22 protein-coding genes are annotated in these 20,828 nt (G+C 68.6%); 16 read left to right on the forward strand and 6 right to left on the reverse strand.

Annotated features, from left to right (window positions below):
- Positions 1-11 precede the first annotated feature (11 nt).
- The 6 genes from ACXRVZ_RS03200 to ACXRVZ_RS03225 all read left to right on the forward strand — a co-directional run bounded on the left by ACXRVZ_RS03200 (position 12) and on the right by ACXRVZ_RS03225 (position 5,993).
- Positions 12-1,655, forward strand: a complete 1,644-nt coding sequence (locus tag ACXRVZ_RS03200; RefSeq protein WP_457422652.1) for a methyl-accepting chemotaxis protein — start codon at positions 12-14, stop codon at positions 1,653-1,655.
- 19 nt (positions 1,656-1,674) lie between these two features.
- Positions 1,675-2,199 carry a chemotaxis protein CheW gene (locus tag ACXRVZ_RS03205; protein WP_457422654.1) on the forward strand — a complete coding sequence of 175 codons (525 nt, stop codon included), beginning with the start codon at positions 1,675-1,677 and terminating at the stop codon, positions 2,197-2,199.
- Between the two features lie 153 nt (positions 2,200-2,352).
- Positions 2,353-3,156, forward strand: a complete 804-nt coding sequence (locus ACXRVZ_RS03210) for a CheR family methyltransferase (RefSeq protein ID WP_457422656.1) — start codon at positions 2,353-2,355, stop codon at positions 3,154-3,156.
- A gap of 4 nt (positions 3,157-3,160) precedes the next feature.
- Positions 3,161-3,661, forward strand: a complete 501-nt coding sequence (locus tag ACXRVZ_RS03215; RefSeq protein WP_457422658.1) for a chemotaxis protein CheD — start codon at positions 3,161-3,163, stop codon at positions 3,659-3,661.
- Entirely contained in the window at positions 3,658-4,767 is a 1,110-nt protein-coding gene (locus ACXRVZ_RS03220; protein ID WP_457422660.1) for a protein-glutamate methylesterase/protein-glutamine glutaminase, read from the forward strand. Before ACXRVZ_RS03215 ends, ACXRVZ_RS03220 begins: the two co-directional genes overlap by 4 nt.
- Positions 4,764-5,993 carry an EAL domain-containing response regulator gene (locus tag ACXRVZ_RS03225; RefSeq protein ID WP_457422662.1) on the forward strand — a complete coding sequence of 410 codons (1,230 nt, stop codon included), beginning with the start codon at positions 4,764-4,766 and terminating at the stop codon, positions 5,991-5,993. The genes ACXRVZ_RS03220 and ACXRVZ_RS03225 overlap by 4 nt, the downstream gene beginning before the upstream one ends.
- Here the strand turns inward: ACXRVZ_RS03225 and ACXRVZ_RS03230 are convergent.
- Positions 5,990-7,381, reverse strand: a complete 1,392-nt coding sequence (locus ACXRVZ_RS03230) for a sensor histidine kinase (protein ID WP_457422664.1) — start codon at positions 7,379-7,381, stop codon at positions 5,990-5,992. The two genes, ACXRVZ_RS03225 and ACXRVZ_RS03230, sit on opposite strands and share 4 nt — an antisense overlap.
- On the reverse strand, positions 7,378-8,034 hold the full coding sequence (locus ACXRVZ_RS03235; protein ID WP_457422666.1) for a response regulator transcription factor: 657 nt from the start codon (positions 8,032-8,034) through the stop codon (positions 7,378-7,380). The genes ACXRVZ_RS03230 and ACXRVZ_RS03235 overlap by 4 nt, the downstream gene beginning before the upstream one ends.
- Positions 8,035-8,112: 78 nt before the next feature.
- Here ACXRVZ_RS03235 and ACXRVZ_RS03240 point away from each other — a divergent pair, with 78 nt between their 5' ends.
- Together ACXRVZ_RS03240 and ACXRVZ_RS03245 are read left to right on the forward strand one after the other, a co-directional pair.
- Positions 8,113-9,357, forward strand: coding sequence for an ABC transporter substrate-binding protein (locus tag ACXRVZ_RS03240; protein ID WP_457422668.1), 1,245 nt, complete (start codon positions 8,113-8,115; stop codon positions 9,355-9,357).
- A complete protein-coding gene (locus ACXRVZ_RS03245; RefSeq protein WP_457422670.1) occupies positions 9,354-10,415 on the forward strand; it encodes an ABC transporter ATP-binding protein in 1,062 nt (353 codons plus the stop codon). Before ACXRVZ_RS03240 ends, ACXRVZ_RS03245 begins: the two co-directional genes overlap by 4 nt.
- Positions 10,416-10,692: 277 nt before the next feature.
- On the opposite strand, the gene ACXRVZ_RS03250 is transcribed toward ACXRVZ_RS03245, so the two are convergent.
- Together ACXRVZ_RS03250 and ACXRVZ_RS03255 are read right to left on the reverse strand one after the other, a co-directional pair.
- Positions 10,693-11,754, reverse strand: coding sequence for a porin (locus ACXRVZ_RS03250; RefSeq protein ID WP_457422672.1), 1,062 nt, complete (start codon positions 11,752-11,754; stop codon positions 10,693-10,695).
- Between the two features lie 184 nt (positions 11,755-11,938).
- Positions 11,939-12,955 (reverse strand): porin, encoded by a 1,017-nt coding sequence (locus ACXRVZ_RS03255; RefSeq protein WP_457422674.1) that lies wholly within the window; start codon positions 12,953-12,955, stop codon positions 11,939-11,941.
- A gap of 194 nt (positions 12,956-13,149) precedes the next feature.
- Between ACXRVZ_RS03255 and coq7 the strand changes: the two genes are divergently transcribed.
- The gene (gene coq7 / locus ACXRVZ_RS03260) at positions 13,150-13,812 is read left to right on the forward strand and encodes a 2-polyprenyl-3-methyl-6-methoxy-1,4-benzoquinone monooxygenase (RefSeq protein WP_457422715.1); all 663 of its coding nucleotides are present in this window, start codon (positions 13,150-13,152) and stop codon (positions 13,810-13,812) included.
- Position 13,813: 1 nt separating this feature from the next.
- On the opposite strand, the gene ACXRVZ_RS03265 is transcribed toward coq7, so the two are convergent.
- A complete protein-coding gene (locus tag ACXRVZ_RS03265; protein WP_457422717.1) occupies positions 13,814-14,245 on the reverse strand; it encodes an OsmC family protein in 432 nt (143 codons plus the stop codon).
- A 338-nt stretch (positions 14,246-14,583) separates the two neighbouring features.
- On the opposite strand from ACXRVZ_RS03265, the gene ilvA reads away from it, so the two are divergent.
- Complete coding sequence (gene ilvA / locus ACXRVZ_RS03270; protein ID WP_458232182.1) at positions 14,584-16,152, forward strand: threonine ammonia-lyase, biosynthetic; 1,569 nt, start codon at positions 14,584-14,586, stop codon at positions 16,150-16,152.
- 33 nt (positions 16,153-16,185) lie between these two features.
- Positions 16,186-17,259 (forward strand): nicotinate-nucleotide--dimethylbenzimidazole phosphoribosyltransferase, encoded by a 1,074-nt coding sequence (locus tag ACXRVZ_RS03275; RefSeq protein WP_457422678.1) that lies wholly within the window; start codon positions 16,186-16,188, stop codon positions 17,257-17,259.
- Between the two features lie 3 nt (positions 17,260-17,262).
- On the opposite strand, the gene ACXRVZ_RS03280 is transcribed toward ACXRVZ_RS03275, so the two are convergent.
- A complete protein-coding gene (locus tag ACXRVZ_RS03280; protein WP_457422680.1) occupies positions 17,263-17,868 on the reverse strand; it encodes a hypothetical protein in 606 nt (201 codons plus the stop codon).
- Positions 17,869-17,912: 44 nt separating this feature from the next.
- Between ACXRVZ_RS03280 and gspG the strand changes: the two genes are divergently transcribed.
- The 5 genes from gspG to gspK are packed head-to-tail and all read left to right on the forward strand — an operon-like array spanning position 17,913 to position 20,817.
- The gene (gene gspG, locus ACXRVZ_RS03285) at positions 17,913-18,344 is read left to right on the forward strand and encodes a type II secretion system major pseudopilin GspG (RefSeq protein WP_457422682.1); all 432 of its coding nucleotides are present in this window, start codon (positions 17,913-17,915) and stop codon (positions 18,342-18,344) included.
- Positions 18,316-18,783, forward strand: coding sequence for a pilus assembly FimT family protein (locus tag ACXRVZ_RS03290; protein ID WP_457422684.1), 468 nt, complete (start codon positions 18,316-18,318; stop codon positions 18,781-18,783). Before gspG ends, ACXRVZ_RS03290 begins: the two co-directional genes overlap by 29 nt.
- Positions 18,780-19,139, forward strand: a complete 360-nt coding sequence (gspI, locus tag ACXRVZ_RS03295) for a type II secretion system minor pseudopilin GspI (RefSeq protein ID WP_457422687.1) — start codon at positions 18,780-18,782, stop codon at positions 19,137-19,139. Before ACXRVZ_RS03290 ends, gspI begins: the two co-directional genes overlap by 4 nt.
- Positions 19,136-19,840, forward strand: coding sequence for a PulJ/GspJ family protein (locus tag ACXRVZ_RS03300; RefSeq protein WP_457422689.1), 705 nt, complete (start codon positions 19,136-19,138; stop codon positions 19,838-19,840). Before gspI ends, ACXRVZ_RS03300 begins: the two co-directional genes overlap by 4 nt.
- The gene (gene gspK, locus ACXRVZ_RS03305) at positions 19,837-20,817 is read left to right on the forward strand and encodes a type II secretion system minor pseudopilin GspK (protein WP_457422691.1); all 981 of its coding nucleotides are present in this window, start codon (positions 19,837-19,839) and stop codon (positions 20,815-20,817) included. Before ACXRVZ_RS03300 ends, gspK begins: the two co-directional genes overlap by 4 nt.
- Positions 20,818-20,828 lie beyond the last annotated feature (11 nt).

A 20,828-nucleotide genomic window follows, 5' to 3' on the forward strand; every position in this document is an offset into this window, starting at 1 on the left:
AAGGAAGACGAATGCTCAACAAACTGACCGTCGCCACGCGGCTGAGCCTGCTGGTCGCACTGATGGCGGCCGCGATGCTGCTGATCGGCTTTGCCGGCTTGCGCGGCATGCAGTTCAGCAACGACAAGCTGAAAACGGTGTACGAGGACCGCACGGTGGCCCTGGTTCAACTCAGCAAGATTGCCGATGCGGCCTATCAGATCCGCATCAACACGCAGAAATCCGCCGAGGCCGACAAGCCGCAGGAAGCCGAGCCCTTCATGCAGACCATCGTCAAGCAGGAAGAGATCTTCAACAGTCAGGTGAAGGCCTATCTGGCCACCACGCTGACGGTCGAGGAGAAGCGGCTGGCCGAGGAATTGCAGCAGGGCTGGAGCGCCTACAACGAGGCACGCGGGCAGATCCTGGGGCTGGTCAGGGCCGGCAACCTGAAGGCTGCGGTGGAGAAGGTGCCGGGCAGCGAACCCGCGTTCCGCAACGCCCGCACCGCCTTGTCCAAATTGCGCGAGCTGCAGGAAAACGTTGCCAAGCAGGAATACGAAGAGGCGACGGCTCAGGCCGCCGCGACCATCAAGGTCAACATCGGCCTGATCCTCGGCGGCCTGGTGCTCGGCGCGCTGTTTGCCTTCGTCATCATCCGCAACCTGATGGCCCAACTGGGCGGCGAGCCCGGCTATGCGGCGGCCATGGTGTCCGAGGTGGCTGCCGGCAACCTGACCGTGGACATCCAGACCAAGCCGGGCGATACCAAGAGTCTGCTGGCCGCGATGAAGGCCATGGTGGACAAGCTCAGCCAGGTCGTCAGCGAGGTGTCCAGCGGCGCCGAGGGCATCACCGGCGCGGCCGAGCAGGTCAGCGCGACGGCGCAGTCGCTGTCGCAGGCGACCAGCGAGCAGGCCGCCGGCGTCGAGGAGACCAGCGCCTCCGTCGAGCAGATGACGGCCTCCATCTCGCAGAACACCGAGAACGCCAAGATCACCGATGCGATGGCCAGCAAGGCCGCCACCGAAGCCGCCGAGGGCGGCGAGGCGGTCAAGTCCACCGTGGCGGCGATGAAGCAGATCGCCAAGAAGATCGTCATCATCGATGACATCGCCTACCAGACCAATCTGTTGGCGCTGAACGCGGCCATCGAGGCCGCACGCGCCGGCGAGCACGGCAAGGGCTTCGCCGTCGTCGCGGCCGAGGTGCGCAAGCTGGCCGAGCGCAGCCAAGTGGCGGCCCAGGAGATCGGCGAGGTGGCCAGCAGCAGCGTCGAGCTGGCGGAGCGCGCCGGCCATCTGCTGGACGCCATCGTGCCCAACATCAAGAAGACCTCCGACCTGGTGCAGGAGATCACGGCGGCGTCCGAGGAGCAGTCCAGCGGCGTGGCCCAGATCAACTCCGCCGTCGGTCAGCTCAGCCAGACCACGCAGCAGAACGCCGCCGGCTCCGAGCAACTGGCCGCCACGGCCGAGGAGATGAGCAGCCAGGCCGAGGAGCTGCAGGCCACCATCGCCTTCTTCCGCGTGGACGGTGGCGGTGGCGGGCGGCCCGTGGCGCAGCGCCGCCGGCCGGCCGCGGGCAAGCGCCCGCCCGCGCGCGGCGGCCTGGCCGAGGCCAAGAGCGGCTTCAGCGACGCGGAGCCGGACGAGTCCCTGTTCGTCAAGTATTGATGGCCGAGGAGCTGCGCCCATGAACGCCCTCGTCCCCCAGTCCGGCGGCCGGCCGCCCGCCACGGAACCGCAGCAGTACCTGACCTTCATGCTCGGCGGCGAGGTCTTCGCCATCGGCATCCTGGCCATCAAGGAGATCATCGAATACGGCGGCATCACGCCCGTGCCCATGATGCCCAGCACGATCCGCGGCGTCATCAATCTGCGTGGCGCCGTCGTGCCGGTCATGGACCTGGCGGCCCGCTTCGGCCGCCCCAGCAGCGAGCCCGGCAAGCGCACCTGCATCGTCATCGTCGAGCTGCGCGGCCGCGAAGAGCAGCAGGTCATCGGCGTCGTCGTCGACTCGGTCAACGCCGTGCAGGAGATTGGCCCCGGCGACATCGAGCCGGCACCGGGCTTCGGCATGCGCGTGGCGCCGCAGTTCATCGCCGGCATGGGCAAGGTGAACGGCAAGTTCGTCATCCTGCTGGACATCGAGCAGGTGCTGTCCCTGCACGACATGGAGCAGTTGCAGGCCGCCAAGGCTGCCGCACCCGAAGCATGAGCCCCTCGTCCAACGAATACGTTGGCCGGTCCCCCGGGGGGACGACGATGCTTGCCGGATTGACCGGCAAGCACATCGCCATGACGGGCCGGCTTGGGAACGGCCCGGCGCTCGGCCCGCAAGTTCACGGCCATCCGCAATGGAACTCCTAACGTGATCGAACTCCACGACCAGGAGTTCGCGCGCTTCCAGTCCTTCATTTACGAAGCCGCCGGCATCAGTCTGTCCAACAACAAGAAGGTGCTGGTCAGTGGCCGGCTGGAGAAGCGGCTGCGCCACCACAAGCTGGCCAGCTACAGCGACTACCTGCGGCTCATCAGCCAGCCCGGCCACGCCGACGAGCGCCAGGTCGCCATCGACCAGCTCACCACCAACGAGACCTACTTCTTCCGCGAGCCGCGTCATTTCGAGCTTCTGCGCGCCTGGGCGCTGGCCGCGCGCGATGCCGGCCGCGGCCTGCGCGTCTGGAGCGCTGCCTGCTCCAGCGGTGAGGAGCCCTACAGCATCGCCATGGTGCTGGCCGACTGCCTGGGCGACAACCGGCCCTGGGAAGTGGTGGCCTCGGACATCAGCAGCCGCGTGCTGCAGCGTGCGCGCTGCGGCCACTATCCGCTGGAGCGCACCACCCACATCCCGCCGGCTTATCTGCAGCGCTTCTGCCTGCGCGGCACCGGCAGCGAGGCCGGCACCCTGCTCGTGCAGCGGCCGCTGCGCCAGCGCGTGCAGTTCACGCAGATCAACCTCGACCAGACGCTGCCGCCGCAGGCGGCGTTCGACGTGATCTTCCTGCGCAACGTGATGATCTATTTCAGCGCGGACACCAAGCGCCGCGTGGTGTCGCGCCTGGTGGGCCAGCTCAGACCCGGCGGCCACCTCGTGATCGGTCATTCCGAGACGCTCAACGACATCAGCACCCAGGTGCGGCCGCTGGTACCGTCGGTCTATCTCAAGCCATGACGCGATGCCCGACTACCAGAACATCTTGTTGCTGCCCGGCGAGCATTTCGCCGGCAACGAGCAGTTCCGCGTGCGCACGCTGCTGGGCTCCTGCGTGTCCATCGTGCTGTGGGAGCCCGGTCGACGCATCGGCGCGATGTCGCATTTCGTGCTGGCCGGCGGCCGCCCCGGCGTCGACCAGGCCCTCAATGGCCGCTATGGCAACGAGGCGCTGGCGTTGATGCTGGCCGACCTGCGCGCGCTGGGCGTGGAGCCCACCGACTGTGTTGCCAAGGTGTTCGGCGGCGGCGCGATGTTCGAGACCGGCCCGCGGCTGAAGCTGCCCGACGTCGGCCGCAAGAACGGCGAGGCGGCGCGCGAACTGTTGGAGCAGCACGGCATTCCCATCGTCTCCGAGAGCCTGTTCGGCGACGGCCATCGGCAGATCATCTTCAGCATCCGCACCGGCGAGGTCTGGGTGCGCCACGTCACGCAGGCGCCGACCAGCGTGTGGGGGGAGGCATGAGCATCAAGGTCATAGTGGTCGACGACTCGGCCGTCGTGCGGCAGGTGCTTTCCGGCCTGCTCAACGCCGCGCCGGGCATCGAGGTGCTGCATGCCGTGGCCGACCCGCTGCTGGCGATGGAGCGCATGAAGACGGTCTGGCCCGACGTCATCGTGCTGGACGTGGAGATGCCGCGCATGGACGGCATCACTTTCCTGCGCCACATCATGGCCGAGCGGCCCACGCCGGTCGTCATCTGCTCGACGCTGACCGAGAAGGGCGCGCAGACCTCCATGGACGCGCTGGCAGCCGGCGCCGTGGCCATCGTCACCAAGCCCAAGCTGGAGCTGAAGAAGTTCCTGCAGACCAACGCTGGCGAACTGGTGGGCGCCGTGCGTGCCGCAGCCGGGGCCAACGTGAGCCGGCTGGCGCCGCGCGCCGCCGCCTCGGGCGCGGCACCGGTCGCGCGCACCAAGCTCACGGCCGACGCGGTGCTGCCGCCCGCCGACGGCCGCGCCATGGCGCAGACCACCGAGCAGGTTGTCGCCATCGGCACGTCCACCGGCGGCACGCAGGCGCTGGAGGAGGTGCTGACCGCCCTGCCCCGCGTCTGCCCCGGCATCGTCATCGTGCAGCACATGCCCGAGAAGTTCACGGCGGCGTTTGCAGCGCGACTCAACGGGCTGTGCGCGATCGAGGTCAAGGAGGCCGCCAACAACGACCGCGTGCTGCCCGGGCGGGCGCTGATCGCGCCGGGTGGCAAGCACATGATCCTGCGCCGCAACGGCGCGCAGTATTTCGTCGAGGTGGCTGACGGGCCGCTGGTCAACCGCCATCGGCCGTCGGTGGACGTGCTGTTCCGCTCGGTCAGCCGCTGCGCCGGCGCCAATGCCCTGGGCATCATCATGACCGGCATGGGCGACGACGGCGCCGCCGGCCTGCTGGAGATGCGCCAGGCCGGCGCCCGCACGCTGGGCCAGGACGAGCGCAGCTGCGTCGTCTACGGCATGCCCAAGGAGGCGGTCAAGCGCGGCGCGGTGGAGCGCAGCGTGACGCTGGGCGCCATCGCGAACGAGATCGTGCAGCAGATGTCGCGCAGCGGCGGCCTGCGGGGAGAGGCTCCGTGAGCGGCGACCCCATGAGCGAGCTGGTGGCCCTCGTTGTCGAGGACAGCGCCGTGCAGCGCAACCATCTGGTGTCGCTGGTAGAGGAGCTGAAGATAGGCACGGTGCTGCAGGCCGCCGACGGCCTGGAGGCGCTGCGCATGCTGGAGCAGCAGCCGCAGCGGCGCATCTTCCTCGTCATCACCGACATCGACATGCCGGGCATGGACGGCATCGAGCTGATCGGCCGCCTGGCCGAGGGCGGGCAGGTGGAGAACCTCATCGTCACCAGCGCGCGCGACCCACGCCTGCTGGAGACGGTGGAGAGCATGGGCGCGGGCGAGAAGCGGTTGAAGCTGCTGGGCACCCTGCCCAAGCCGGTCACGGCCGCCGCGCTGGCGCGCATGGTCGAGCACTCCCGGCCACGCCAGGGCGGCGCCGGGCCGCGCCTGCAGTTCGAGCCGGACGAAGCCGAGATCTGCCGCGCATTGAAGGCGGGCGAGTTCATTCCTTTCGTGCAGCCCAAGGTGAGCATCGCCACGGGCCTGGTCAAGGGGGTCGAGGCGCTGGCCCGCTGGCAGCACCCGCAGCACGGCCTGCTGGGCCCGCAGGTCTTCATCGAGCGCATCGAGGGCACGCCGCTGATGGCGCGCTTCACGCTCTCCATGGTGGAGCAGGCACTGCGCCATCTGCAGGACTGGCGGCGCGCCATGCCGGCAATGACGCTGTCGCTGAACCTGTCGGCCGACGACCTGTCGGACCAGGGCTTCGTCGACCGGCTGACCGACCTCGTCACCCAGCACGGCGCGACGCCTGCGGCGCTGATCTGGGAGGTCACCGAGACCATGATCATGAACAGCCAGGCCATGGCCAACCTGGCGCGCCTGGGCCTGAAGGGCTTCGGGCTGTCGATGGACGACTACGGCATCGGTTATTCGTCCATGCAGACGCTGTCGCGCAGCCCGTTCACCGAGCTCAAGATCGACCGCATCTTCGTCAACGGTGCCAGCGAGCGCAGCAACCGCCGCGCCATCCTGAACAGCTCGCTGGACATGGGCAAGCGCCTGGGCGTGTGCACAGTGGCCGAGGGCGTGGAGACCGTCGAGGACTGGCGGCTGCTGGCCGAGCTGGGCTGCGACATAGCCCAGGGCTATCTGATCGCCCGACCCATGCCGGCCGGGGAGCTGATTGGCTGGTGCCGCAGCGAACGGGGCCGGTTGCGGGCGCTAGCCGCGAGCAAGGCAGCCTAGGCCGCCGGCAGCGTCAGCCTGGCGATGCAGCCGCGTGGCGCGGCGGGCAGCAGTTCGGCGCTGCCGCCATGGCGCTCGGCGATCTCGCGCGCAATGGCCAGGCCCAGGCCGCAGCCCTCGCCGTGGGCCGAACCGCGCACGAAGCGCTCGAAGGCGCGCTCGCGCAACTCGGGCGCCAGGCCCGGGCCGTTGTCCTCGACGTCCATCCACACGTCGTCGCCCGCACGGCGCAGCTTCACCGTGATCGTCGCGCCCGCGCCGGCATAGCGCACGGCGTTGTCGATGAGGTTGATGACGGCCTCGCGCAGCAAGACCTCCACGCCCTGCACGCTCAGGCCCTCGTGGGCGATCTCCACACCCAGGTCGCAACCTGCAGCCAGCGCGCGGGGCACCCAGTCGGCCACCACCTCGCGCACCAGGCGGGCACAGTCCACCGCCGCCCAACCCTGGGCCGCCACGGCCTCGGGCTCGGTGCGGGCCAGCGTCAGCAACTGGGACACGAGGCGCGCGGCGCGCACGGCACTCTCGCGCACGCGCTCCAGGCGCTGGCGCAGGGCCGGGTCGGTGGTGGCGTCGAGCGCCAGTTCCGTCTGGCTCTTCAGCCCGGCCAGCGGCGTGCGCAGCTGGTGGGCCGCGTCGCTGATGAAGCGGCGCTGCGTGGCCAGGCTGTGCTGCACCTGGCCCAGCAGCTCGTTGACGGCGCCGGCCAGCGCCCGCACCTCGGGTGGCGCGGCCTGCAGCTCGATGGCGTCCAGCGCGTCGGCGCGTCGGCCCTCCATCTGCTGCTGCAGCTCGGCCAGCGGCGCCAGGCCTTTGCGGATGCCGGCCCACACGCCCATGCTCATCAGCGCGATCAGCAGGGACAGGGGCAGAGCAGTGTCAAGCAGCATGCGCCGCGCCAACAGGTCGCGCGGGGCGCTTGAGCGGGCGATCTGCACGCGCAGAGCCGATTCCGGCGCGCCGGCGGCGGCAAGCTGCAGGTCCAGCGACACGACGCGCATGGGCTCGGGCACGGTGGCGTCGAAGAACACGGGTTCGCCGATCGCGCCAGCCTCGGGCGGAGGTGGCATGCGCGCATCACCCAGCAACAACTGCCCCGGCGGCGAGCTGACCATGTAGATAACACGCTCATCGGGGTCGGCCGGGTTGACGCTCAGGATGTCCTGCGCCGAGCGCGGCAGGTCCACGAACAGCCCGCTGGCCGTGGGCCGGATCTGCCGCGCCAGCGCGCGCGCGGCCTGCAGCAGGCTGGCGTCCACCAGCTCGTCGGCATGCCGGCTGGCCACGCGGTAGGCGCCGAACGCCGCCACCAGCCACAGCACGATCTGCGGCAGCAGCAGCCACAGCAGCAGTTGCCGGTGCAGCGAGCGGCCGGCTTGCGCGGTCACGACGCGGTGGCTTCGAGCAGATAGCCCAGGCCGCGCACGGTACGCACGGCCAGGCCCGAGCCTTCGAGCTTCTTGCGCAGGCGGTGGATATAGACCTCCAGCGAGCCGCCATCGTCGCTGCCCCAGGCGTCGGCGATCTGCGCCTTGGTGACGACACGGTCGCGCTCGGTCAGCAGCAGGTCCAGCAGCGTCCATTCGCGCGGGCTGAGGTCCACGGGCTCGCCGGCGATGCTGGCGCGGCGCGCAGCGCGGTCCAGCGTCAGGCCGCGCAGCTGCTGGGCGGCGCTGCTGCGCCGGCCGCGGCGCAGCAGCGCGTGCAGGCGCGCCTCCAGCTCGGGGAAGTCGAAGGGCTTGGTCAGGTAGTCGTCGGCACCGGCCTGCAGCCCGGCCACGCGGTGCTCCAGCGCGTCCAGCGCCGTCAGCACGAGGATGGGCAGCGTGCGGCCGGCCTCGCGCACACGCTTGAGCACGGTGAGACCGTCCACCAGCGGCAGGCCCAGGTCGAGGATGGCGACGTCGAAGTCCTGCTTGCGCAGCAGGTACTCGGCCACGGCGCCGTTCTCGGCCCACTCGACCTTGAACGAGGCGTTCGCCAATTGCTGCTGCAGGGCGTCGGCCAGCAGGGGGTCGTCTTCGGCGAGCAGCAGGTTCATGGGGGTCACACTTTAGTCGCGCCGACCCTTATGGTTAATACGATATTAAGTTTATTAATTGTCGGTAATCATGGCGGCATGTTCCGCGCCTTTGCCCTCGCCACGGCTCTGTTGCCCGCCGTCGCCTTGGCCGGGCCGCAGGCGGACGTGGTGCATTGGTGGACGTCCCCCGGCGAGACCGCCGCCATGCATGCGCTGGCCGACGCCTACCGCGCCGCCGGTGGCCAGTGGCGCGACATCGCCGTCGTCGCCTCCGAGCAGGCGCGCGCCGTCGTGCTGGAGCGCATCAAGGCCGGCAACCCGCCGATGGCCGCCCAGTTCAATCCGTCGCAGCCGTTCCGGCAACTGGCCCGCCAGGGCCGGCTGAACGCGCTGGACGACGTCGCGCGCCAGGACCGCTGGGCCGAGACCCTGCCCGCCGTGCTGCTGGACGCCGTGCGCGTGGATGGCCACTTCTACGCCGTGCCGCTGAGCGTCCACATGCCGGCCTGGCTGTGGAGCTCCAAGGCGGCGCTGACCCGGGCCGGCGTGAAGCAGGAGCCGCGCAGCATGGCCGAACTCTTCGCCACGCTCGACAGGCTGAAGGCGGCCGGCCTGATCCCGCTCGCCCACGGTGGCCAGCCCTGGCAGGACCTGAACCTCTTCTCGGCCGTGCTGGCCAACCAGGGCGGGCGCGAGCTCTATCTCGCCGTGTTTCGCGACCGCGATGCGGCGGCCCTGCAGGGCGAGGCGCTGCGCCAGGTGCTCGCCAGCTACAAGAAGTTGCGCCGTTATGTCGATGCCGCCTCGCCGGGCCGCAGCTGGAGCGACACGACGGCCCTGCTCATCAGCGGCCGCGCCGGCCTGGCCTTCATGGGCGACTGGGCCAAGGGCGAATTCGCCCAGGCCGGCCAGCAGCCGGGCCGCGACTACGGCTGCACGCCGGGCCTGAGCGCGCGCTCGCCCTATATCGTCGACGGCGACGTGCTGGTGTTCCCGAAGGACAAGGACGGCAGTGTGCTGCCCGCCCAACGCCTGCTCGCGCGAGTGGCGACGGCGCCGGCCACGCAGCTGGCCTTCAGCGCCCGCAAGGGCTCGGTGCCCGTGCGCACCGACCTCGACACCCGCACGCTCGACACCTGCGCTCAAGCAGGCGCGGCCGCGCTGCGCGACGCCGGCCGCCTGGTGGGCAACACCGAGATGCTGCTGGCGCCCGAACAACTGACGGCGCTCGAACGTGCCGTCAGCGATTTCTGGAACCGCGACATCCCTATCCAGACGGCGCAGCAGACGCTCGCCAGGATTCTTCAGAACAACGACAGCCCCGACAGGAGACAGCCTTGACCCGCGTTCACATCCAGGACCTCAGCATCCGCTTCGGCAGCCACGACGTCATCAAGGGGCTGGACCTCGACGTCAACAGCGGCGAGTTCCTCGTGCTGCTGGGCCCCTCGGGCTGCGGCAAGTCCACGCTGCTGCACACCATCGCCGGGCTCAACCCCGTCAGCGGCGGCAGCATCCAGATCGGCGAGCAGGACATGACGAACGCCGAGCCCAGCCAGCGCGGCGTGGGCATGGTGTTCCAGAGCTACGCGCTCTACCCGACCATGACGGTGAAGGAGAACCTCGCCTTCCCGCTCAAGATGGCCAAGACGCCCAAGGCCGAACTGGAAAAGCGCGTTGCCGCCGCCGCAGACATGCTGCAGCTGGGCCCCTTGCTGGAGCGCCGGCCCGGCCAGCTCTCCGGCGGCCAGCGCCAGCGTGTCGCCATCGGCCGCGCGGTGGTGCGCGAAGCCAAGGTGTTGCTGCTGGACGAGCCGCTGTCCAACCTCGACGCCAAGCTGCGCACCGACCTGCGCCGCGAGCTCAAGCTGCTGCACGCGCGGCTGGGCAACACCATGATCTACGTGACCCACGATCAGGTCGAGGCCATGACGCTGGCCACGCGCATCGTCGTCATGCACCAAGGCGTCATCCAGCAGATCGGCACGCCGGCGGAGGTCTACGAGAAACCGAAGAACCTGCTGGTGGCAGGCTTCGTCGGCTCGCCGGCCATCAACCGCGTGGAAGGTCAGGTGGGCGAAGGTGCCCTGTTCGTCGCGCCCGGCATCAGCCTGCCGCTGCCCGCCGCGCTGGCCTCGCGCAAGCAGGGCGAGACACTGACGCTGGCCGTGCGACCCGAGAACGTGCGCCTGGAAGCCGGCCAGCCCTTCGCGGCCGAGATCCAGCTGGTCGAGCCGCTGGGCAACCAGCATGTGGTGTGGATGGGCTGCGCCGGCACCACCGTGTCGGCCGTGCTGCCGGGTCAGCCGGTGGTGGCGGATGGGGCCAAGGTCGCGTTCGGCTTCGATGCGGCGAAGACGATGTGGTTCGATGCGGCGGGGGAGCGGATAGCGGTGTGAAGAGGCCAGGTTTGGCGTCGCCGGATTGACACCGCGGACGGGAGCTCGCTTGCAAGTCGTCCGTTGAGCGTTGAAGCGGGCGCCGGAAAAAACAAAAAAGGGAACGTACACAACACGTTCCCCTTTTGCCTGATTCAGCGCCGCCCGATTCGTTCACCGCGATCAACTGCCGGCAGGGACCTGCACCACGCGCTCTTGCCGGACTCACAACGAAAAACGGGCCGCTGTCGCGGCCCGTTGAATAAGCGGACAGGCCCCGAGGGGCCCGCTTGGTCGATCAGAAGCGGTGACGCAGGCCCACCATGGCACCGCCGCGCTTTTGCGCGCCGTTCGCGAACGCCACGGCGCCGCTGAATTTGGTGTAGTCCACTTCGAGGTAGGCGTCGGTACGCTTGGAGAAGGCGTAGTCGGCGACTGCCGCGAAGAAGTCGCCCTTGCTGGTGCCTGCAAACGCTTGGTGCGTCTGCGTTGCATACCAGTAATGGCCACCCAGGTTCAACTGCGGCGTCAGTTGATAGGTCACGCCAGCCGACCACATTTCACGCTTGGAGACGCTGTTGCCAGCCGCGTTGACGGCGTTCTGCGCGTTCATCAGGCCGCTGGTGTAGGCGGCTTGCAGCAGGCTGCCCGTGTCGAACTTGTTCTGAGCCCAGGACAGGTTCAGGTACAGCGGACCAGCCGTGTAGGAGCCGCCGATCGTCGTGGCCTTGACCTTCTTGCCGGCCGTGTCACTCACCTGCAGGTAAGCGCCGCCGAAGCCGAAGGTGCCGTCCGAGTAGCGCAGCAAGCCGCCTTGGGACTTGTTCTGCGAATTGCCTTCACCGGCGGACACCTGGATCTCGGCATAGACGTTGCCGAATTGGCCCAGGTACTTCACCATGTTGTCCTGACGCGCGCCGGCAGACAGGCCGATCTCAGGCTTGTAAGCCTCGATGTACGGCGAGTAGCGGAAGGACGCATACGTCGACGTGTAGATGTCGAACAGGATGTTGTACTGACGGCCGAGGCGGACCTGGCCGAAATCGCTGGATTGCAGGCCAACCCAGGCCTGGCGCCAGAAGTCGGTTGCCGAAGAAGTCACGCCCGTGTCGGAATTGAAGCGGTGCTCCATGTTCACGAGTGCCTTGAGGCCGCCACCCATGTCTTCGGTGACATTCACACCGAGACGGCTTTGCGACATGCCACCCGGGATGAGTTGCTTGTCGGACTGGCCCGCGTTGGAATTCGTGGTGTAACGCGCAGCTGCGTCCACGATGCCGTACAGGGTGACGCTGGACTGGGCCCAGGCGGCGGAAGTGCTGGCGGCCAGAATGGCGAGGGCCAAAGTAGCTTTTTTCATCAAGGTTGTCTCCTGCGAAGAAAAGTGAACCGTCTTATTCTCAGCGAAGCACTGCGTCGGGGCGCTATGCCTGTTGTTCCTTGCCCACATCGGTTCCCCGCGCCCCAATCGTGGGCAGGCAACAAAAAAGCCGCCCGAAGGCGGCTTGTCTGATCGGCAGCGACTGAGAAGCCGCCCCAAGAAATCAGAAGCTGTGGCGGACGCCGACGTCGAAGCCGCTGGACTTCTGGCCGTTGGCCACGGCCGGGGAACCCGACACGGCGAAGCGACCCAGGCCGTTGTTGTCGATCTGGCCGTAGGTCGTGTACAGCGCGGTGCGCTTGGACAGGTTGTAGATGTAGCCGATCGCGAACAGCTTGGCATCACCCACGCCGCTCAGGGCTTCGGCCGCGCCGTTGGCCTTGGCATCCGTGTAGGAAGCGTTGATCTGGCCTTGGCCCAGGGGCACAGTCACGGCAACCGTGTAGATGGTCTGCTTGAGGGCGTTGTATTTGCCTTCAGAGTAGATAAACGACGGCTTGGCGAAGACCAGGTCGTAGGACATGCCGACCGAGGTCAGCTTGTACTTGCCAGCCACGCCGGTAGCGTTGGCGTACGTGCCGGACACGTGCAGGGGGCCGGCCTTGTAGCCCAGGCGAGCCGACTCGTGCTTGTTGTTGCTGCCGCCTTCGCCGGCGGCAACGTCCACGCCACCGTAGAAGCCACCCAGATCATTCGGCAGCGAGTAGGAAGCCAGGTTGTCGGCGCGACCGATGGCCGTGCTGTTGCCGCTGCCCAGGTTGCTGTAGAGGGCGCCGACGCTGCCCAGGCCCGTGAAGGCATAGGGGTCGAACTCTTCGATGTGCAGACGCGAGGCCGTCTTGTTGCGGCCCAGGCGCACTTCGCCGAAGTCGCCAGACAGGCTCACGGTGGCACGACGGCCCCAGAAGGCACCGCCGCCGCCGGCAACGCCGGTGTCGACACCGACTTCGGATTCCAGCCAGAAACCGGCCTTGAGGCCGCCGCCCAGGTCTTCCGTGCCGCGCACGCCGAGACGACTGGTGTTCAGACCGCTGGAGTCAAGCTTCTTCAGCGTTTGGCCGCTGGACTTGGTGTAGCGGAGGTCGGCGTCCATGACACCGAACAGCGTGACAGAGGATTGCGCAACAGCAGCGCCGCCGGTCAGACCGAGGACGGCCAAGGCAATCAGAGCTTTCTTCATTCGATACTCCTAGATATTCATCCGAGCCGCCGACCGAGACGGCGCGGCGGCTTACCTCCTGTGAGGAAGTGCGCGTATTCCACTACAGGTTTGGCCGATTCGGGAATTTACGGATGTGGAATTGTGTGTTGCCGTTGCCCGACCACAACGACCGACCTTGTCACGAAATCTTCATATCAATAGACGTTAACTGCATGCATTCGCAAACAGGCCCTGCATCCTTTCGCGCCATCAGCTTTGGCGATCGCCTGCTTGGCGCGCTCGATTCCGGCCTGCGAACGGTCTTCGCGCCGACACGCGCCGCACGCCCCTCGCCCGCCGCAGGTTTGGCCTCAGCCGCGCTGAGCGCCGCCGAGGCGCGGGAAGCCGGTGCATTGATGCGGGTCAACCACGTCGGGGAAATCTGCGCCCAGGCCCTCTATCAATCGCAGGCGCTGTTCGGCCGCAGTGATGAGTTGCGCCGGCATTTCGAGCAGGCGGCCGAGGAGGAGCTGGATCACCTGGCCTGGACGGCCGAGCGCGTCGCCGATCTCGGCACGCACACCAGCCATCTGGCACCTCTTTGGTGGGCCGGTGCCTTCGCCTGCGGCAGCCTCGCCGGACTGGCGGGCGACCGCCGCAGCCTGGGCTTTGTCGTCGAGACCGAGCGCCAGGTCGAAGCGCATCTGGCCTCGCATCTGGACCGGTTGCCCGAAGGCGACACCGCATCGCGAGCCATCGTCGAGCAGATGAAGCGCGAGGAGGCCGAGCACGCCGACGCTGCTCTTGCTGCCGGCGCCCTGCCCTTGCCGGCGCCCGTGCGCAGCCTGATGCGAGCGGCGGCCAGGGTCATGACGACCGTGGCTCATCGCGTCTGACTCAGCCCTCGACGACTTCGAAGGACGTGCTGATCGCCGAGGTCTTGGCCAGCATGGCCGTCGCCGAGCAATATTTTTCGTGCGACAGCGTGACGGCGCGCTCGACGATCTCGGGCTTCAGACCCTTGCCGCTGACGACGAAGTGGAAGTGGATGGCCGTGAAGACCTTGGGGTCGCTGGTCGCGCGCTCCGCCTTCAGCACGACCTTGCAGCCGCGCACGTCGTGGCGGCCCCGCTTCAGGATGAGGACGACGTCATAGGCCGTGCAGCCGCCCGTGCCGGCCAGCACGGTTTCCATGGGCCGGGGCGCCAGGTTGCGGCCACCGCCATCGGGGGCGCCGTCCATGGACAACACATGGCCGCTGCCGGTCTCGGCAACGAAGCTCATGCCACTCGGGCCCTCGGGACCCAGCCAACTGACTGTGCATTCCATCGTCATCTAGGGAGCGAACTCCAATTTGTTCACAGAAAAATATTGCACCGCAGCATAACTGGACGCTAAACTGCAAGCACGCGAAAACGCTTTCGCACCGATTGTCTCCTCCACCGCCTCCATGGTGGATTCAACCCGAGCTTGCAAGAGCTCGGGTTTTTTTTGACTTTCGTTTTGGCCAACGCCTCGCTGCGCGAGGCGTTGCGGCGCTGGCGCACCGCAGGCCTGCGGCCTTTCGCCAAAACGCCCGTCCGCGCCGCAAGGCGGCGCGAGGTCCGGCCGAGAGCGCACGGGGGGTCTCTTATCATGCGGCGCCACAACGCCCCCATGGAGACCCGATGAGCGCCCCCTCGCGCCGCAAAGCACCCGCAACCCAGGTGCCCGCGATGCTGCCGCCCGGCAGCAGCTATCTGCAGCGCATCCTGAACGCCCGGGTCTACGAGGTCGCCCGCGAGACCGCGCTCACCGCGGCCACCAAGCTGTCCAAACGCCTGTCCAACAAGGTCTGGCTCAAGCGCGAGGACGAGCAGGATGTCTTCAGCTTCAAGCTGCGCGGCGCCTACAACAAGATGGCGCATCTGACGCCCGAGCAGCGCGCTGCCGGCGTCATCTGCGCCTCGGCCGGCAATCACGCCCAGGGAGTGGCGCTGTCGGCCAAGAAGCTGGGTTGCCGCGCCGTCATCGTCATGCCCGTGACGACACCTCAGCTCAAGATTGACGCTGTCAAGGCGCTGGGCGGCGAGGTCGTGCTGCACGGCGAAAGCTTCACCGACGCCTACGGACGCGCGCTGGAGCTGGAGAAGGCGCAAAACCTGTCGTTCGTGCACCCCTTTGACGACCCCGACGTCATCGCCGGCCAGGGCACCATCGCGATGGAGCTGCTGCGCCAGCATCCCGGCCCCATCGACGCCATCTTCGTCGCCATCGGCGGCGGCGGCCTGATCTCGGGCGTCGCCGCCTATGTGAAAGCGCTGCGGCCCGACATCAAGATCATCGGCGTGCAGACCACCGATTCCGACGCGATGCTGCGCTCGGTCAAGGCCGGCAAGCGCGTGACGCTCGCCGATGTCGGCTTGTTCGCCGACGGCACGGCCGTGAAGCTGGTCGGCGAGGAGACTTTTCGCATCGCCCGCGAGCTGGTGGACGACTACATCGTCGTCGACACGGACGCCGTCTGCGCAGCGATCAAGGACGTCTTCGAGGACACGCGCTCCATCCTGGAACCCTCAGGCGCGATGAGCGTCGCCGCCGTCAAGCAATACGCGGCGACGTCCGGCGCCAAGGGTCAGACCTTGATCGCCATCACCTGCGGCGCCAACATGAACTTCGACCGCCTGCGCTTCGTCGCCGAGCGGGCCGAGGTGGGCGAGCATCGCGAGGCGCTGTTTGCCATCACCATCCCCGAGGCGCGCGGCAGCTTCAAGCGCTTCTGCGAACTGCTCGGGCCGCGCAGCGTCACCGAGTTCAACTACCGCATCGCCGATGCCGACGTGGCCCACATCTTCGTCGGCATCGCGATCTCCAAGCCGGACGACGCCGCCAAGCTGGCCCGCACCTTCACGAAGGCGGGCTTCGAGACGCTGGACCTGACCAACGACGAGCTCGCCAAGCAGCATATCCGCCACATGGTGGGCGGGCGCAGCGAGTTGGCGCGCGACGAGCGGCTGTACCGCTTCCTGTTCCCGGAGCGGCCGGGCGCGTTGATGAAGTTCCTGTCCAGCATGCACCCGGACTGGAACATCAGCCTCTTCCACTACCGCAACCAGGGCGCGGACTACGGCCGCATCCTCGTCGGCATCCAGGTGCCCAAGGGCGACGCCGCCGCGCTAAGGGAATTCCTCGGAGGGTTGAATTACCCATTCGAGGATGAAACAACGAACCCGGCCTACCGCTTGTTCCTGGGTTGAGTTGAAATCCGGGGGTATGACAACGCCTGCGCCATGACCGTCGCCCAACAGTCGCTGATTTCCCCCACAGCCAATCCAGAGCTTGAAAAAGCGCTGCGCGACCGCGTCGACCGCCGCTCGGCCATTGCCGGCGGCCTGGGCGAACTGGAGCCCCTGGCCGTTCGCCTGGGGCTCGTGCAGAACAGCCTGACGCCGCGCTTCCGCGACCCCGTGCTGGGCCTGTTTGCATCCGACCACGGCATCGTCGTCGACGGGGTCGGCGCCCAGTGGGGCCGGGCCACCAAGGACCAGGTGCAGATGGCGCTGCACGCACAGCTGCCCGTGTCAGTCTTTGCCCGGCTGCAAGGCCTGCACCTCACCGTCGTCGACTGCGGCGTGGCAGACAACCTGCCGCCCCACGCCCGGCTGCTGGCGCGCAAGGTCGCTCACGGCACGCGCAATGCACGCACGGCGCTGGCCATGAGCGTGGAGCAGGCCCACGCCGGCGTGCGCGTCGGCATGGAGATCGCCGACAACCTGCCCGGCAACGTGCTGGCCTGTGCGGCCATGGGTCAGGGCTCGGCGGAATGCGCGGCCCTGGTGCTGTCGCGCCTCGCCGATCAGCCGGTGCGGGACTTCGTCGTCTCCGGCCCGACGATGCGTCAGGACGACCTCATCCACCTGCTCGACGTGTTGCACGGCGCCCAGGCGCGCCACCGCGATGCCAAGGACCCGATGGACCTGCTGGCGGCCTTTGGTGGCCATGAGCTGGCCGTCATGGTGGGTGCCATGCTGGTGGCGGCCAGCAAGCGCAGCCTCATCATCGTTGACGGTATCGCCGCCTGCGCCGCGCTCAAGCTCGCGTCACTGATCTGCGCGCCGGTGACCGACTACGCCGTGTTCTGCCGCAGTCACGTGCACCGCGGCCTGGACGAAGCCCTGGCCCTCTTCCACGCCTCGGCGCTGCTGGAACTGGGCATGGACAGCGCCGACGGCACCGGCGCGGCACTGGCCTGGCCCATGATCCGCTCGGCGGCAGCGCTGCTGACCGACCTGCACGAGGTGGCCGAGGCGCGCCTGGCTATCAGGCCGGAACCTGGTGCCCACGTGCCCACGCTGGGCGCCTGAACCTCAGCGAGGCTGGCCGCGCGGGCCGGGGCCCGATGCGGCCAGCGGCAGGCCATAGGCGGGCGGCGCGGCAGCGGGGGGCGGTGGCATTTGGGGCATCTGCGCCATCGTTCCCGGCGGGTTGCCACCCAGGACCACGGGTGACGGCGCCGCCGCCATCAGCGAGCCCGTTGCGGGCGCCACCGGCGGGCTCATCTGCAGCACCTGCGTGGGCGCCTGGCCCACCCGGCCCAGGCCGGCACTGCGCGCATCCACGCGCAGCAGGCGTAACTCGCCATCGACGACAGCCCCGACGCGCACCGTGCGCGTCACGCCATCCACCTCGATCAATGCAACGCCCTCGCCAGCTTCAGCGGCCTTGGCACTCTTGGGCGCCACGACGCCAACCAGACGCAACCGCGTGGACGGCGCCAGTTCGGGCTCGGCCGCAGCCTCGGGTGCCTCCGCGCCGAGCAAGCGAGCCAGGTCGACCGGACCCGACCTGACCTCGCTGGCGGGCAGCACCGACGCCGGCATGGCCAGCGGCCGGGCGAACAGCTGCAGACCCCAGTAAGCCACCGTGCCGCCGAGCAGCAGCCACACCCAGAACGCCATCAATCGAGCAAGCATGGCCCATTATGATGGCCCGCTCACTGCAGCCTAAGCGCTCCCCCATGCCTGCCCTGCGTCGCTCCCCCATCGCCCGCGGCTTCACGCTGATCGAACTGCTGGTCGTGCTTGCCATCATGGGCGTACTCGCCGCCATCGTCGTGCCCAACGTGATGGACCGCCTCGATGGGTCCCGCGTCACCGCGGCCCGTACCGAGATCAACAACCTGATGCAGGCGCTCAAGCTTTACAAGCTCGACAACCAGCGATACCCCAGCGCCGAGCAGGGCCTGGACGCCCTCGTCCACAAACCCACAGCCGGCACGCCGCCGCCGAACTGGAAACCCTACATCGACAAGCTGCCCATCGACGCCTGGGGCAATCCTTACCAGTACGCCAACCCGGGCGTGAAGGGCGAGATCGATGTCTACAGCTTCGGCGCCGACGGCCGCGCCGGCGGCGAGGGCAATGACGCGGACATCGGCTCCTGGCAGTAAGCCGCGCGGCTTCACGCTGATTGAGTTGCTCGTCGTGGTGGCGTTGATCGCCATCACCAGCGCAACGATTTCTCTGGCCCTGCGCGACCCCGCCGAGCTGCAACTGCAGCGCGAAGCCCAGCGCCTTGCGGCGCTGCTGGAGACGGCACGCGCCGAGAGCCGGGCCTCGGGCCTGACCGTGCGCTGGATCCCCAAGGCCATCAAGACCGGCGACGACTTCCGCTTCGAGGGCCTGCCGCGCACCATCCAACTGCCGTCGCGCTGGCTCGGTGACCCGGTGGCCGTGACCATCGCGAACGCCAGCGCCGCCAACCCCGGCCTGCTGCTCGGGCCCGAGCCCGTCATCCCGGCCCAACGCCTGCAGCTGCAGCTGGGCAGCCAGCGCGTCGTGCTGGGCACCGACGGCTTGTCGGCCTTCGACGTCATCAACCCGCAATGAACACGCAGCGCGGCTTCACGCTGATCGAGGTGCTCGTGGCGCTCGTCATCGTCGCCATTGCGCTGGGCGCAGGCATCAAGGCCGCCGGCGCGCTGGCCAACAATGCCGACCGGCTGGCCCAGGTCAGCGCGGCGCAGTGGTGTGCCGAGAACATGCTGACCGAGCTGCGGCTGACACAGCAGTTCCCCGACATCGGCGAGTCGCCCTTCTCCTGCGAGCAACTGGGCCGCACCTATGGCGGCAAGCTCAAGGTGGGCGCAACGCCCAACCCGCTGTTCCGCCGCGTCGACGCCGACGTGGCCGACGACGAGGGCCGGCCGATGCTGACGCTGTCCACCATCATGGGCAAGCCATGAACAACCTGGAGCCCCCACGCGCCTTGCAGTCGCTGCCCCCCACGGGGGCGCTGGCCGGCTTGGGACGGCCCGACGCCAGCCAGGTTCGCGGCTTCACCCTCGTCGAAGTGCTCGTCGCCCTGGTCGTCATGGCGACGATGGCGGCCATGGCCTGGCGCGGCATCGACGCGCTGGTGAAGAGCCGCGAGATCGCGCAGGCGCGGCTGGCTCAGACCGCGCGCCTGCAGACCGTGCTGGCCCAGTGGGAGGTCGACCTGCGCGCGCTGCAGGACAGCCACAGCAGCGTGCAGCCCATCGCCTTCGACGGCGGCAACCTCGTGCTGACGCGCCAGGTGCCGACGGGCCTGCAGATTGTCGTCTGGAGCCTGCGTGACAGCAGCCTGTGGCGCTGGGAAAGCCCGAGCGTGCGGACCATCCAGGACCTGGAGAACGAGCGCCAGCGCGGCCTGCAGCAACTGGCCCAAGGCAACCCGGCGCTGCGGGCCTTCGACGGCGTGGCCGGCTGGCAGTTCTATTGCTTCTGGGGCAACGCCTGGAGCAACTGCCAGTCCACCGGTGGCACGGCGCAGACCAACGCCGGCCCGGTCAACCCCAAGGCTTCCAGCCAGACACCGGCCGGCCTGCGCATCGCCATGCAGTTCGCCGAAGGCAGCGGCCTGCTTGGCACGCTGACGCGCGAGCTGGAGGTTACTGTCCGATGACAGTCCGCCGGCATGAACGCGGCGCCGCTCTGCTGACCGCCATGATCATCGTCACGCTGATCGCCAGCCTGGCGGCCGGCATGGTCTGGCAGCAATACCGCGCCGTGCAGATCGAGGCCGCCGACCGCGCCCGCGCGCAGAGCACCTGGATCCTGCAGGGCGCGCTGGACTGGGCGCGGCTCATCCTGAAGGAGGACGCCCTGGCGAACCGCCAGAAGCCCGTCGACCACCTTGGCGAGCCCTGGGCCGTGCCCCTGGCCGAGGCGCGGCTGTCCACCTTCCTGGCCGCTGACCGCACTGCAGCCACCGACGACGAAGGCCCAGAGGCCTTCCTGTCCGGCACCATCGAAGACGCCCAGAGCCGCTACAACCTGCGTGCCCTGATGGCCGGCGCCCAGGTGGACCCGCTGGAGCAGCGCGTGCTGGAGCGGCTGTGCAGCCAGGTCAACGCGCCGCCGGGCACGGCCGCCGTCATCATCAGCGGGCTGCGCGCCGCCTTCCCGGCGCCGGCCAGCGGCGCCAGCGGGCCGGCCAGCGGCGCGGCCCCCAACGACAGCGGCCCCCTCCAGCCCGCCGGCCTCGACCAACTCGCCTGGCTGGGGCTGGACGCTGCCACGCTGGCACGCCTGCAGCCCTATGTCGTGCTGCTGCCCAAGCTCACGCCGGTCAACCTGAACACCGCGCCACGCGAGGTCATCTACGCCCTGTTCGATGGCAACGACCTCGCCTCCGCCGAGCGCCTGGTGCAGGCCCGCAAGGCCCAGCCGCTGCAGAACACCGCCGACGCCACGCCTTTGCTGCCCGCCACCGTGCAGATCACCGCCGGCCGCGCGTCGGTGGACTCGGCCTTCTTCGTCGTTACCGGCCGCCTGCGGCTGGATGAGCGGCAGCTGGAGCAGCGTTCGCTGATCGAGCGCCAGGGCACGAACATGGTCGTGCTGGCCCGCGAGCGCATCAACCAACTGTTGGACCGTTGACCGATCTTTAC

The organism is Roseateles sp. P5_E8 (genome assembly GCF_054177665.1).

Coding starts and splice junctions, on each gene's coding strand:
- ACXRVZ_RS03200 (WP_457422652.1), top strand. CDS start 12: ATGCTCAACAAACTGACCGTCGCCACGCGGCTGAGCCTGCTGGTCGCA.
- ACXRVZ_RS03205 (WP_457422654.1), top strand. CDS start 1,675: ATGAACGCCCTCGTCCCCCAGTCCGGCGGCCGGCCGCCCGCCACGGAA.
- ACXRVZ_RS03215 (WP_457422658.1), top strand. CDS start 3,161: ATGCCCGACTACCAGAACATCTTGTTGCTGCCCGGCGAGCATTTCGCC.
- ACXRVZ_RS03220 (WP_457422660.1), top strand. CDS start 3,658: ATGAGCATCAAGGTCATAGTGGTCGACGACTCGGCCGTCGTGCGGCAG.
- ACXRVZ_RS03235 (WP_457422666.1), bottom strand. CDS start 8,034: ATGAACCTGCTGCTCGCCGAAGACGACCCCCTGCTGGCCGACGCCCTG.
- ACXRVZ_RS03240 (WP_457422668.1), top strand. CDS start 8,113: ATGTTCCGCGCCTTTGCCCTCGCCACGGCTCTGTTGCCCGCCGTCGCC.
- ACXRVZ_RS03250 (WP_457422672.1), bottom strand. CDS start 11,754: ATGAAAAAAGCTACTTTGGCCCTCGCCATTCTGGCCGCCAGCACTTCC.
- ACXRVZ_RS03255 (WP_457422674.1), bottom strand. CDS start 12,955: ATGAAGAAAGCTCTGATTGCCTTGGCCGTCCTCGGTCTGACCGGCGGC.
- coq7 (WP_457422715.1), top strand. CDS start 13,150: ATGCATTCGCAAACAGGCCCTGCATCCTTTCGCGCCATCAGCTTTGGC.
- ACXRVZ_RS03265 (WP_457422717.1), bottom strand. CDS start 14,245: ATGGAATGCACAGTCAGTTGGCTGGGTCCCGAGGGCCCGAGTGGCATG.
- ilvA (WP_458232182.1), top strand. CDS start 14,584: ATGAGCGCCCCCTCGCGCCGCAAAGCACCCGCAACCCAGGTGCCCGCG.
- ACXRVZ_RS03275 (WP_457422678.1), top strand. CDS start 16,186: ATGACCGTCGCCCAACAGTCGCTGATTTCCCCCACAGCCAATCCAGAG.
- ACXRVZ_RS03280 (WP_457422680.1), bottom strand. CDS start 17,868: ATGCTTGCTCGATTGATGGCGTTCTGGGTGTGGCTGCTGCTCGGCGGC.
- gspG (WP_457422682.1), top strand. CDS start 17,913: ATGCCTGCCCTGCGTCGCTCCCCCATCGCCCGCGGCTTCACGCTGATC.
- ACXRVZ_RS03290 (WP_457422684.1), top strand. CDS start 18,316: ATGACGCGGACATCGGCTCCTGGCAGTAAGCCGCGCGGCTTCACGCTG.
- gspI (WP_457422687.1), top strand. CDS start 18,780: ATGAACACGCAGCGCGGCTTCACGCTGATCGAGGTGCTCGTGGCGCTC.
- ACXRVZ_RS03300 (WP_457422689.1), top strand. CDS start 19,136: ATGAACAACCTGGAGCCCCCACGCGCCTTGCAGTCGCTGCCCCCCACG.
- gspK (WP_457422691.1), top strand. CDS start 19,837: ATGACAGTCCGCCGGCATGAACGCGGCGCCGCTCTGCTGACCGCCATG.